This window comes from Denitromonas halophila (assembly GCF_007625155.1).
Classification (GTDB): domain Bacteria; phylum Pseudomonadota; class Gammaproteobacteria; order Burkholderiales; family Rhodocyclaceae; genus Nitrogeniibacter; species Nitrogeniibacter halophilus.
In genome coordinates this window covers 353111-365719 of the sequence record NZ_VMNK01000003.1, presented here as the reverse complement: position 1 = coordinate 365719, position 12609 = coordinate 353111, and the positions used below count along the sequence as shown (strand labels likewise).

The following is a 12609-nucleotide window of genomic DNA, read 5'->3' as shown; positions in this document are numbered from 1 at the left end:
ATCCGGCCCTACCTGCGGCCGCGAAACTGTGTAGGGCCGGATTCATCCGGCCTTGCCGCTGGCGTCAGCAGCGCGGCCAGTACGGCGCGGTCGGTGTGGCGGTGGCGCCGGCTCATGTCCACCCAGTGCACTCGCCCACTGGCGTCGCCGAGGTCGGCCTCGGCGGTGCGGCGGTCGGTGTGCTCGTTGAACAGAATCACGATCTGCCGCAGGTGCGCGGCGCGCGATAGCTCGCCCAACTCAAAGCGGCAGCCACCGTTTTCGGCACGGAAGTCGCGCAGATCCATCAGCACCGCATGCGAGCCGGCGACCAGCGCGCGCAGCGCGCCCTGCCAGGTGGCGTCGCCGCAATAGCATTCGTTGATGCGGTAGCGGCCGTCGTGATCGGGCGTCAGGTCAAACTCCGCCAGGCGGCGCGGGATATCCTCCGGCTGCAGGATGAAGCGCTCGCGCAGGCGGCGGCTGAGGAAGACGAAGAGGTCGTCGGCGTCCAGCGTGCGGCTGACCAGATCGGTGCCGGCGATCAGCACCGTGTTGCCGGTGGCGCGCCAGCGCTCGGTGACGGCGTCGAACAGCGCCTCGACCGCCGCGTCGCGCCGGAACACCCGCAGCACCAGCAGCGTGGGCGGGGCGGGCGGCGGTGCCAGCCACCCCCGCGCCAGTGCAAAACCGACGGGCACCCACAGCCACACCAGCACGATGCCAAAGGCCGCCAGCCCCACCGAGTGGATGCTCGGCAGCGCCATGGCGATCAGCACCACCAGCCAGAACAGGCCGAAGAGGTAGGCGAGTTCCGAGAAACGTTTTTGGCGGTAGGCCGTCGCCAACGCCCGCAGCACGCCGATCACCGGCCAGATGCCGACCGCCCAGGGCGCGGCGATGAAGACCAGAATGGTCGGCATCGCGCCGATCGCGTCGAGCAGCGCGAGCAGGGTCGGTGGCGGGGTGTCGACCATCGACGCCGCCCAGGCCAAGCCAACCAGCGAGGCGCCGACCAGCACGACGGCGGCCGGAAACAGCAGGGGGGCGACGGCCCGGATGCGCCCCGAGGCGGCCAGACCGAGCAGGCTGATCATCGGCAGGGCGACCGTCGACGCCAGCCAGCCGGTGACCATGGTGAGGGTTTGCGCGGCGTTCGAGCCGAGCAGGATGACGGGGATCAGGCACAGCAGGTACGCCGCCACACCGCCGATCGTGCGCCCCACCGACCAGCGCCACAGCAGACCCAGCGCCGGCACCACCGGCCAGGTGTACACCGCGCCGAGGATGAGCCAGCGGTTCAGGCCGAAGCCGGGGTCGGTGTGCACCGCGAGCAGTTCGAAGGCGCTGGTGGACAGCCCGAGCACGATCGAGATGCCTGCCAGCACGGCTGCAAGCCGGCGGTTCTGGCGGCGGTTGATGGCCGCTTCGAAACGGGCTGGCGCGGCGGAGGCACCCACCACGGTGGTCATGGACGTCGCCACCGCCGTATCGCGCGGCGGCGTCGGCGTGCTCATCAGCCGCAGCATGGCCTTGCGATAGCGCCCGGCCAGCCACCAGGCCACGATGGCGGCGATGACCAGCGACACCAGCAGACCAAAGAGCAGCTGTCCGTCGAGATTGGCCATGGTCGCCGCGCGTGAGCGAAGGGCTTATTTGACGGTGATCGTGATCGTGCGGCTCATGTCCGGCCCATAGGACTGATGCAGACCGTCGGCAAATTGCAGGGTCAGCGTGTGTTGCCCGGGCATGAGCTTGAGCGTGGTCTCGGTCTGGCCCTTGCCGAAATGCAGGTGGGTGTCGTCGGCCGGCACGGCCACGCCGGCGGCGACCGGCTTGCCATTGATGATCAGATGGTGGTGGCCGGTGCCCTCCATCAGCGCGCCGGCGGGCTGCACCTTGATGCCCTCCACGCCCATCTTGACGGTAAATTCCTGCGCTACGGAGGCGCCATCAACGGGTTCGACGAAATGCACGCTGCCGCCGGCCATGGCCAGCGACGAGAGGGCGGTGGCGCACGCCGCAACGATAAGGGAATGAATTTTTGTCATGGGTCTCTCCTGGGGTGGGCGCCAGTACGGCGTCATTTCAATCTATGTATGAAACGCTCAAAACGCCAGACTTGCAATGTATCCCCTCGTTAGCAGCGCTCTATACTCTGCCCGCTCAACCGGACGAGACTTGCGATGGAACACTTCACCGCCGACGATGGCGAACGCCTGCACCTGAAGATCTCGGGCGAGGGCCCGCCGCTGATTCTGCTGCATGGCTGGACCGCCTCGCACCGCGACTGGAACCCCTTCATGGCGGATTTCGACGCCCACCACCGGGTGATCCGCTGGGATGCGCGCGGCCATGGCGGCCACCCGCTGCGCACCGCCACCGTGCCGACCGTGCAGCGTATGGCGCAGGACCTGGCGGCGGTGATCGACCACTACCAACTCGACGGCGCAACGGTGGTCGGTCACTCGATGGGGGCGCTGACGCTGTGGCAATACCTGCGCGACTTCGGCTCGGCGCGCTTGTCGCGGCTGGTGTTTATCGACCAGTCGCCGCGTCTGGTGACCGGGCCGGGTTGGCGCTGCGGCATTTATGGCGATTTCGATGCCGAGCGCAACGTGGCCTTCATGCGTGATCTGCGCGCCGACTTTGCCGAGGCCGTACTGCGCCTGGTGGCGCACGGTCACAACGCCGCGGCGCGGGCGCGGTATGAAGAAAACGGCGAGGGCATGCAGTCGGCCCGGCGGCGTCTGGCCAGCGTGGCGGCCGGGCCGCTGATCGACTGCTGGGCCAGTCTGACCGCGGCCGACTACCGCGATGTGCTCAAACACATCCCGCTGCCGACCTTGCTGGTGTATGGCGGTGCGAGCAATTTCTACAGCACCGAGCTCGCCCACTATGTGCGTGACAGCATCCCCAATGCGCTGCTGCACATCTACGAGGATGTCGACCATGCGCCGCACCTGTGGCAGCGCGAGCGCTTCGTGAGCGACGTGCTGCGCTTTGTGGCCGAGGCCTCAGGCCAGTAGGGCCACGGCCGCCGAAAAGGTAAAGAAGGACACCGCGGTGGACACCAGAATCACCCGCGCGATGCGGCCGTTGTCGGCGCCGAAACGCTCGGCCAGCAGCGACACATTGCTGGCGCTGGGCAGCGCCGCGGCCAGCACGATGACGGTGAGCGCGAAGGGGTCGAGCGGCAGGCCGAGATGGATGGCGATGCCGCCAATGATGAGCACCAGCACCGGGTGCAGCAGCAACTTCTTGAAAGCCACCGGCACATAGTCGATCAGCGGCGTCGGGTCGGTGCTGGTCATCTGCGAGCGCGCCAGCACCGCGCCGATGGTGAACAGCGCCACCGGCGAGGCCGAGTCGGCGAGCAGGCTGATGGTCTTGTCCAGCGGGCCGTAAAGCGTCAGGCCGGCGGCCGAGCTGATGCCGCCGAGCACGATCGCCCAGGGCATGGGGTTGCCGGCCACGCCGCGCAGCGCCTTGCCGGCGGCCGCCCGCGCGTTGCCGGCGCCATGGCCGTCGAGCCGCGACAGGGCAATGCACAGCGAGGAGGTGACCAGCAGATCAACCAGGATGGTGACAATCACCGGCCCCGCCGCGCGCGCGCCGAGCAGCGCCACCAGCAGCGGCACGCCCATGAAGCCGGTGTTGGGAAAGGCCGCGGTGAGCGCGCCGAAGGCGGCGTTGTTCCAGTCGATGCGCCCGCCCAGGGTGAGCGCCACGGTGGTGCCGACCATGATCAGCGCGCACAGCAGATAGACGCCGATCACGCTCGGGTCGAGCAGCTCGGCGATCGGCGTGCTGGCGCCGAAGCGGTACAGCAGGCAGGGCAGGGCGAAATACAGCACGAAGCCATTCAGGCCCGGAATCGCCGGCATGGGCAAGGCGCCGCGGCGTACGGCGAGATAGCCGCACAGCACCAGGGCAAAGAAGGGAAAGGTGACGGCGAGGACGGACAGCACGCGTGGGTTTCCGCTGGACGGTGGATGAGCGTTATCGTCGCATGCTTTGGCCTTGTGGCGTTCGTTTGAAGCGATCGGGCGTACGGGCGGCTCAAGATTGGTGGTCAGCTGCCGACAATGGCAAGTAGACGACGCCGCATGGATGGGCGCTGCAATGCGCCGCCGGGTATCACGGCGGTCGCACATCGGATGGAGTGGCATGCACGACGTAGAAACAATGCTGCGACGGATTGGCTTTGATCGCGCTCAGCGTGGGCGGGACCAGGCACGCCGCCAACCGAGCCGGTGGACCCGGCGGCTGGCCGCCGTGGTGTTGGCGGCATGGCTGTTGCCGGCCAGTGCGCAGTCGATTCGTGTGGTGACCGAGGAGTACCCGCCCTACAACTTCACCAAGGACGGTGTGGTGAGCGGCGTGAGCACCGCCGTGGTACGTGCCGTGCTCGCCGAGGCCGGGCTTGATGCCCAGATTCAGCTGATGCCCTGGGCGCGCGCCTACGAGTTGGCGCTGCACACCGAGAATGTGCTGATCTACTCGATCGCCCGCTCGCCGGCGCGCGAAGACCTCTTCAAGTGGGTGGCTCAGGTGGCGCCGTCGGCGTGGTTTCTGTATTCCTATCGTGGCCGTGACGTCCCTCTGAAAACACTTGAGGATGCCAAGCGCTATCGGATTGCGACGGTGTATCAGGATGTCGGTGAGCAGTTTTTGCTGGGGAATGGCTTCGACCGTGAGCACAGCATCCAGTCGAGCAATCGGTATGCCTACAACTACGAGAAACTCAAGCAGGGGCGGGTGGATCTGTGGATTGTTAACGGCGTGGTCGCCGACTATCTGGTGCGCGAGGCGGGTGATGACCCGGACACGCAGCTCAAGGCCGAGTTGAAGCTCGATGAGATTGCCAGCAACGGTCTGTATATGGCCTTCAGCCTCGCGACGCCGGACGCTGTCGTCGAGCGCTGTCGCCAGGCGTTTGAGCGTTTGCGCCGCACCGGCCGTTTGCCGGGCCAGAAACCGGGCAGCTCGTGAATACTGTTGTCATGCCACCGCATTCGGCGGCGCCCGGCGGGCGCAGCCGAATCGGTGTGCGCCTGCTGCTGGTCACGGTGATGGCCGGGCTGGTGTTCTCCGTGCTCAGCACTCTGGTGCGCGGCGCGCTGGCGTACATGGATGAGCGCGATGCACTCGTCGATGAGCTGGCCCAGGTCGAGGACATCATTCAGCCCGCCTTGGCCAAGGCGATCTGGGAGCTCGATCGTGCCAGCGTCAAGGTGCATCTGGACAGCGCCGCCCGGCTCCCGGCGCTCGGCCAGATTGTGGTGACGATCGTGATGGCCGATGCCGAGCCCGAAGTTCACGCCCGGAGGCGCCCGGGCTGGTCACCCGATGCCTCATTGCCGGTGCTGCGGCGGTCGCTGGTGTACTCGCCCTATGCCGACTCGCGGGAAGTGGTGGGTGAATTGACCGTCTTAGCCAACGGCGGGGAGCTCAAGCGACGCCTGTACCGCGAGCTTCGCATCATTTTTGCCACCCAGCTGATCCAGTCGCTGCTGCTCGCGGGTTTTGTGATGTGGATGTTCAACCGCTCGGTGACCCGCCATGTGCGCGATGTGGCGGCACACCTTGACGCCTTGTCGCCCGAGACGCTGTCGCGCAAGCTCGTTCTGCGCGACAAGATGAAACAGAACGACGAGCTCGATCAGCTCGCCGGCGGCGTCAACGAGTTGCAGCACCGTCTGGGTGGGCACCTGGCGCAGCAGGCGCAGTACGAGGGTGAGCTGTCGCGCCATCGTGACAATCTGGCCGAGCTGGTGGGCGAGCGCACGCGCGAGCTCGAAGCGGCCAATCTCAAGCTCGATCAGCTGTCGCGCAGCGACGCCCTCACCGGCGTGTCGAACCGACGGCATTTCGATGAATGCAAGGAAGTGGAGTTCCGTCGCGCGCAGCGCACCCAGCAGCCGCTGTCGCTGGTGATCTGCGACATCGACTACTTCAAGCACTTCAACGATACCTATGGCCATATGGCCGGCGATGATTGCCTGCGCCGTGTGGCGGTGGCGCTGGCCGAGTGCTGCCGCCGGGCCGGCGATGTGGTGGCGCGGGTGGGGGGCGAGGAGTTCGTGATCCTGTTGCCGGGGCAGGATAGGGCCGAGGCGCAGCAGTGTGCAGAGCGCTTGCGCGCGGCGGTGCAGGCGCTGGGTATTGCCCACACGGCCTCCGAGGTCGCGCCCAGCATCACGATCAGCGTCGGCGTCGCCGGGCTGGATCTGAAAAAAATGGAAAGTGTCGACGCGTTCTATCACTGCGCAGACCAGGCGCTGTATCGCGCCAAGGCGGGTGGCCGCAACCGGGTGGTGTGCTGGGAAGGAGAGGCTTGATGCGAATCGTGTTGGCGCTGATCGTGCTGTTGGCCGTGAGCGTGGCTCAGGCACAAGAAATACAGGTGGTGACCGAGGACACGGCCTATACCTATCTTGAAAAAGGGCGCGTCGTCGGGCCGGCGACACAACATGTCCGCGCGGCGCTGGCGCGGAGCGGATTTTCCGATGTGCGCGTCGATCTGTACCCCTGGGCGCGCGCCTACGCGATGGCCTTGAGCCAGCCCAATGTCCTGATCTACCTGATTGCCCGCACGCCCGAGCGGGAGGACCGCTTCAAGTGGGCGGGCGAGTTGATGCGCATCCAATACCATCTGTACAAACTCGCCGCGCGTGAGGACATCGTGGTCGACAGTCTCGACGCCGCGCGGCCCTACCGTGTGGGTGTGATGCGCTCGGATGTGCGCCAACACTATCTCCAGCGAAACGGCTTCGCGCAACTGGTGGAGTCGTCGGGCAATGAGGAAAACTTCCAGAAGCTGCTGGCCGGGCGGGTGGATCTGGTGCCCCTGCCGCGGGGCGACGTGGCTCGGCTGTGCGCCAGGTTCGAGGTTGATTGCCGCTCCGTGACGCCGGTGCTCACGCTCGACGCGCTGACGGTCGACTTGTATATGGCTTTCAGCCTCGCCACCGACGACGCAGTCGTTGAGCGGCTTCGTCTGGGCTACGCGGCGCTCAAGGCCGAGGGGCGTCTGGTCGCGATCGACTAGCGCCGCCCCGCGCCGAGGGCGGCCACTGGCCGCGCGGCGAACACGGCAGGACTCATCCCGCAGGCAATCGTGGCGATCTCCCGCATCGTCGGTGGGGCCGGGGTTCGGCCGTCTACGGTGCGTGGCGTGATCCGTGCGCCCCCTGTCGGTGACTGAAAGCTGATCGAAAGCGCGTCGGCCTATCGTTCGCTGCACGTGCCGGAATGCAGATTCCGCACTGCAATCAACACAGAACGGAGGAGACCCGACATGATCAAGAAAGCCCTGTTTGCCCTGGCCGCCACGGTTGCGATGAGCGCAACCCAAGCCGCACCGGACAAAACCGAATGCATCGCCCCGGCCAAACCCGGTGGTGGATTCGACCTGACCTGCAAACTGGCCCAAGGCGGCCTGCAAGGCGGAAATTTCATCGACTCACCGATGCGCGTGACCTACATGCCGGGCGGCATTGGTGCGGTGGCCTACAACACCGTGATCGCTCAGCGTCCCGATGAGGCCGGCACGATTGTGGCATTTTCGGGTGGTTCGCTGCTGAACCTGGCCATCGGGAAGTTCGGCCGCTATGGCGTGAATGACGTGAAATGGCTGGGCACGGCGGGCGCCGATTATGGCGCGATCATCGTTCGCGCCGACTCGCCGTTTCAGAGCCTGAAGGATTTGATGGCGGCGCTTAAAGCCGATCCGACATCGGTGGTGTTTGGTGCGGGTGGCTCGGTTGGCAGCCAGGACTGGATGAAGTCGGCCTTGGTCGCCAAGGCGGCCGGGGTGGATTTCAAGGCCATGCGCTATGTCGCCTTCGAAGGCGGTGGCGAGGCCATGACGGCGCTGCAGGGCGGTCACGTCAAGGTTTACTCGGGCGACGCATCGGAAGTCGCCGCCCACCTCAAGGGCGGCCGGGTGCGGGTGCTGGGTATTTTGTCGGCCGACCGCTTGCCGGGTGAGTTGAGCGCGATCCCGACCGCCAAGGAGCAGGGCTATGACGTCCAGTGGCCGATCATCCGCGGTTTCTACGTCGGCCCGAAAGTCGCTGATGCTGACTACGCCTGGTGGGTGGCGACCTTTGACAAGATGCTGGTCTCGCCGGAGTTCGCCAAGCTGCGCGAAGCCCAGGGACTGTTTCCCTTCGACATGACCGGCGCCAAGCTGGACGCCTATGTGAAGGAGCGGGTCAAGCATTACGCCGAACTCGCCAAAGAGTTCGGGATGGTTGCTCAGTAAGTCTGCCTGACCTGATTTTGTCGCGATCGCGACCGCCACCGTAAGACGGTGTCGGTCGCCTAGCCACGCCAACGTGCGACTGGAGAACCCCATGAGCGAGCGTATTTTCGGCGCTTTCCTGCTGCTGCTGTCGGTGGGAGGCATCTTTGTTGGATGGGACCTGAAGGCCCCGATTTCTTATGAGCCGGTCGGGCCGCGTGCTTTCCCGCTCCTGGTGTTTTCCTTGCTGGGCGTCTGTGCGCTGGGGCTGATTCTCACCCGGCGCGAGGCCACCGAGTGGGCGCCATCGCCAGTATTGCTGCGTGTTGGCGCGATGTTCCTCACGGTGCTGGCCTACGCCTTGCTGTTCGACAAGCTCGGCTTCGTGATCTCGACCGCCTTGATGAGTGTGCCCCTGGCCCGCTTCTTTGGCGGCACCTGGCGGCAGGCCATGTTGGCGGGCGCCGGGCTCGGCGTGTTGCTCTTTCTGTTCTTTGATCGACTGCTCGACGTCGTCCTGCCGGTCGGTTACTGGCTCAAGCCATTGTTGGGGTAAGCCATGGAAATCCTCTCTCATCTTCTTGACGGTTTTGCCGTCGCAGGTACGCCGACCAATCTGTTGATCTGCCTGATCGGCGCTTTTCTGGGCACCATCATCGGCATGCTGCCGGGCCTGGGTCCGATCAACGGTGTGGCCATTCTCTTGCCCATCGCCTATGCGATGCGCCTGCCGCCCGAATCGGCGCTGATCTTGCTCGCCGCGGTCTATTCCGGGTGCGAGTTTGGCGGACGGATCTCCGCTATCCTGATCAACGTGCCGGGCGACGCGGGCGCGGTGATGACCACGCTCGACGGGTATCCGATGGCCAAGAACGGACTGGCCGGACCGGCCCTGTCGATTTCGGCGGTGGCGTCGTTCACCGGTGCCATCGTGGCTACCGTGGGTATCGTGGCATTTGCGCCCTTGTTGGCCAACTGGGCGTTGGCCTTTGGCCCGGCGGAGTACTTCGCGCTGATGGTGCTGGCCTTGTCATGTCTGGGCGGGCTGGTGGGCGACTCCCTGCTCAAAGCCATGGTCGGCGTGCTGATCGGGCTGATGATCGCCTGCGTCGGCATCGATGCGAACAGCGGCGTCTATCGTTTCACCTTCGATCTGCTTCACCTGTCCGATGGCATTCCCTTCATCGTGGTGGTGATCGGCTTGTTCGCAGTGAGCGAGCTGATGCTGATGTTGCAAAGTCATCACGGCAGCACCACACCGGTCGAAGTGACCGGGCGCACGATGTTCAACATGCAGGAGTTCGCGCTGGCGAAATGGACGATCCTGCGCTCGTCGGTGGTTGGTTTCTTTGTGGGCGTGCTGCCGGGCGCCGGGGCCTCGATCGCATCGGCCATGACGTACTCGATGGAGCGTCGCATGGCCGGCAAGGATCACTGCTTCGGTGAAGGCGATGTGCGTGGTGTCGCGGCACCTGAAGCGGCGAACAACGCGTCGGCTTACGGCTCGCTGATTCCGATGCTGACGCTGGGCGTGCCGGGGTCGGGAACCACCGCGGTGATGATTGGCGCGCTGACGCTCTACAACATCACGCCGGGGCCCACCTTGTTCCAGGATCAGCCCGGCATCGTGTGGGGCTTGATTGCCTCGCTGGCGATCTGCAGCGTGATGCTGGTGCTGATGAACATTCCGTTGGTCAAGCTCTTCGTCAAGTTCCTGCAGATCCCGAACTGGGTGCTGGTGCCGGGCGTCGCGGCCGTGTCCATGGTGGGGGTGTATGCCGTGCATGGCACGACCTTCGACCTCATCGTCGGCACCTTGCTTGGCGGCTTCGGTTACCTGCTGCGTGTCATGAACTTCCCGATGGCACCGTTCATTCTGGGTTTCGTCCTGGGTGACATGATGGAGCAGAACCTGCGTCGGGCCTTGTCGATCAGCAACGGCGAACTCAACATCTTGTTCTCCAGCCCGATCTCGATCGGCCTGTGGGTCGCGGCGATTGCCATGTTGCTGGGGCCGCGGCTGGCCAAGGCCCTCGAGGCGCGGCGTCAGGGGCCGGCGGTGATCTAAGCGACGTCGGCGTGGCGCACCCGTCAGGGGTGCTGCGCCGTGTGCCGGGTTTTCTGCGTCAGACGCGTCACGCGGCAGGGGGCGCACTCGGGGACATCTCGAGTGCGCCCCCTGTTTTTATCTGCCTGAGATGCGGGCGTGCGCCGGCCGTGTGAATCAGCGCGGCGCGCCCGGGCGATGTTGCGCAAACTCGACCAGAATCGTCAGGCCGCCAGCGGCCGATGTCTGGTCAAGTGTGATCTGTCCGCCGTGAGACGAGACGATCTCCTGGACGATGGCGAGCCCCAGCCCGCTGCCAGGCGCCGTGCCTTGCCCGAGGATCCGGTAGAAGCGCTGAAAGACCTTATCGCGTTCGGCGGGGGGGATGCCGGGCCCCTCGTCGCCGACCGACAGCGCCACGACGCCGTTCAGGCAGCCGGTGGCGACAACAACCTGTGTCTCGGGCGGGCTGTAGCGGATGGCATTGTCGAGGAGGTTGGAGATCAGCTCGCGCAGCATTTGCGCATTGCCTCGCACCGGGGCTTCGCCATCGCCTTCGAAGGCCAGCTCAATGCGTTTTTGAAGCGCCAGGGGGGCTTGTTCGAGGCAAACCTCTTTGGCCAGCTGGTGCATGTCCACCGCGGTGCGATCTCGCGGTGACTGTTCAAGGGACTCGGCATGCGACAGCGCCAGCAGTTGGTCCGCCATGCGGCGGGTGCTGTGGATCGTGCCAAGCAGACTCTTGAACGTATGCTGGATCTCCGCCGGCTCGCTCTGACGCTGACCATACTCAATCTGCGTGCTGAGCACGGCCAAGGGGGTCCGGATCTGATGCGCGGCATCGGCAAGCAGGCGGCGTCGCGCGGCCATCATGGTCGACAGCCGGTCGGTGTGGTGGTTGATGGCGTCAATCAGCGGCCGGACTTCGGAGGGGACATCGGTGTGGGCGATCGGCGTCAGGTCGGCTTCATCGCGCTCGCGAATGGCGTCGCGCAGCTTGAGCAAGGGCTTGAATGCCGTGGTGAGCGCAAAGGCGAGGATGACGGTGCCGAAGATCACCAGCAGAACCTGGCGCTGCAGACTGTCGGCAAACAGCACGCGTGCCAGCGCCAGACGGGATTCGGTGGTCTCGGCAAAAATGATGGTGGCTGCATCTCCGCCGGTCAGGGCGGGATCGTAGAGCCGCTTTTTCATGGCCCCGATGCGGACATCTTCATTCTGGAACTGGCCGTCGATGATCCGGGGCGGGCCGTCGGGGATCAGCCCGCCGGGGGGGGTCAATGCTTCGTAGCCGGTGATCAGCGCACCGTCCGGGCCGATCACGGCATAGAAAATACGCTCCTGTACGCCGCCTTCAAACGCGTCGAAGGCGGAATAGGGCACATCAACGGCGATGTTGCCCTCGAGCGAGTGAACGCGCTCGGCAATCGATTTGATCGATGCCGTGAGTGAACGGTCATACGCGCGATTGACCGCGTCCAGTGCACCGAGATAGGACAGTGCCGCGTTGATCAGCAGCAGCAGCAAGAGCGAGGGGAGCAGCCAGATGGCCACCCGGCGGCGCAAACTGACAGAATGCTTCACGCGCACCGGGCCTCAGGGTTCATCAACGGGGTGGATCAGATAGCCGAGTCCGCGCATGGTGACCACCGCTGCACCCGAGCCTTCGAGCTTCTTGCGCAGGCGATGGACATAGATTTCGATGGCCTCCGGCCGCGCGTCGTCATCAAAGTTGAATACTTTCTCGAAGAGTGTTTCCCGGGTAACCGGGCGCCCCTGACGGTTGATCAGCGCTTCGAATACCGCCAGTTCTCGTGGCGTCAGGCCCAGGGGGGCGCCGGCGATGCTGACCAGGCGAGAATTCGTGTCGAAGGAGAGCTTGCCAATGTGCACCGTGGGCGCCAGGTTGCCGGAACGCCGCAACAGCGCTTTGATGCGCGCTTCAAGCTCCGCCAGATCGAAGGGCTTGGGCAGGTAGTCATCGGCGCCGAGATTGAGCCCGCGCACCTTGTCTTCGGTACTGCCGCGCGCGGTCAAGACCAGCACCGGTGTTTGCGCCGTGTTCTCGCGGCTGCGCATCCGCTTGAGCACCTCCAGTCCGTCCAGGCCGGGCAGGGACAGGTCGAGAATCACGGCGTCGTAAGGTTGGGTGAGCAGCGCGTGGTCGGCATGATCACCCCGGTTCATGACGTCAAGCGCGTAGCCTGCCTGAGTCAGCGCCTTCGACACCCATTCGGCCAGTTCGACATGGTCTTCAACGAGGAGCAGGCGCATGAGTTTGAAAGTCATTCGAAAGCTTGATGAACGATCATACTGACTCAAAAAAGCCCTT

The 12609-nt window shown here is 65.2% G+C and carries 12 protein-coding genes; 7 read left to right on the top strand and 5 right to left on the bottom strand.

The window, feature by feature from the left end; genetic code table 11:
* Positions 1-8 precede the first annotated feature (8 nt).
* Positions 9-1607: a hypothetical protein gene (locus tag FHP91_RS03835; RefSeq protein ID WP_144308327.1), complete on the bottom strand. Its 1599-nt coding sequence runs from the start codon at positions 1605-1607 to the stop codon at positions 9-11.
* A gap of 24 nt (positions 1608-1631) precedes the next feature.
* Positions 1632-2030 (bottom strand): DUF4399 domain-containing protein, encoded by a 399-nt coding sequence (locus FHP91_RS03830; RefSeq protein WP_222105097.1) that lies wholly within the window; start codon positions 2028-2030, stop codon positions 1632-1634.
* Between the two features lie 135 nt (positions 2031-2165).
* Between FHP91_RS03830 and FHP91_RS03825 the strand changes: the two genes are divergently transcribed.
* The gene (locus tag FHP91_RS03825) at positions 2166-3008 is read left to right on the top strand and encodes an alpha/beta fold hydrolase (RefSeq protein WP_144308325.1); all 843 of its coding nucleotides are present in this window, start codon (positions 2166-2168) and stop codon (positions 3006-3008) included.
* Here FHP91_RS03825 and FHP91_RS03820 read toward each other — a convergent pair.
* Entirely contained in the window at positions 2997-3950 is a 954-nt protein-coding gene (locus tag FHP91_RS03820; protein WP_144308324.1) for an AEC family transporter, read from the bottom strand. The genes FHP91_RS03825 and FHP91_RS03820 overlap by 12 nt on opposite strands.
* A gap of 199 nt (positions 3951-4149) precedes the next feature.
* On the opposite strand from FHP91_RS03820, the gene FHP91_RS03815 reads away from it, so the two are divergent.
* From FHP91_RS03815 to FHP91_RS03790, 6 genes are all read left to right on the top strand, one after another.
* Positions 4150-4974 (top strand): substrate-binding periplasmic protein, encoded by an 825-nt coding sequence (locus tag FHP91_RS03815; RefSeq protein ID WP_186301433.1) that lies wholly within the window; start codon positions 4150-4152, stop codon positions 4972-4974.
* Between the two features lie 11 nt (positions 4975-4985).
* Positions 4986-6323, top strand: a complete 1338-nt coding sequence (locus tag FHP91_RS03810; RefSeq protein WP_144308322.1) for a GGDEF domain-containing protein — start codon at positions 4986-4988, stop codon at positions 6321-6323.
* Complete coding sequence (locus FHP91_RS03805; RefSeq protein ID WP_144308321.1) at positions 6323-7033, top strand: substrate-binding periplasmic protein; 711 nt, start codon at positions 6323-6325, stop codon at positions 7031-7033. The genes FHP91_RS03810 and FHP91_RS03805 overlap by 1 nt, the downstream gene beginning before the upstream one ends.
* Before the next feature lie 249 nt (positions 7034-7282).
* The gene (locus FHP91_RS03800; RefSeq protein ID WP_144308320.1) at positions 7283-8251 is read left to right on the top strand and encodes a Bug family tripartite tricarboxylate transporter substrate binding protein; all 969 of its coding nucleotides are present in this window, start codon (positions 7283-7285) and stop codon (positions 8249-8251) included.
* Positions 8252-8342: 91 nt separating this feature from the next.
* Positions 8343-8786: a tripartite tricarboxylate transporter TctB family protein gene (locus tag FHP91_RS03795; RefSeq protein ID WP_144308319.1), complete on the top strand. Its 444-nt coding sequence runs from the start codon at positions 8343-8345 to the stop codon at positions 8784-8786.
* A 3-nt stretch (positions 8787-8789) separates the two neighbouring features.
* Positions 8790-10298 (top strand): tripartite tricarboxylate transporter permease, encoded by a 1509-nt coding sequence (locus tag FHP91_RS03790; protein WP_144308318.1) that lies wholly within the window; start codon positions 8790-8792, stop codon positions 10296-10298.
* A 156-nt stretch (positions 10299-10454) separates the two neighbouring features.
* Here FHP91_RS03790 and FHP91_RS03785 read toward each other — a convergent pair whose 3' ends face one another.
* Positions 10455-11861, bottom strand: a complete 1407-nt coding sequence (locus FHP91_RS03785) for a sensor histidine kinase (protein ID WP_144308317.1) — start codon at positions 11859-11861, stop codon at positions 10455-10457.
* 12 nt (positions 11862-11873) lie between these two features.
* On the bottom strand, positions 11874-12566 hold the full coding sequence (locus tag FHP91_RS03780; protein WP_449240237.1) for a response regulator: 693 nt from the start codon (positions 12564-12566) through the stop codon (positions 11874-11876).
* Positions 12567-12609: the final 43 nt, after the last annotated feature.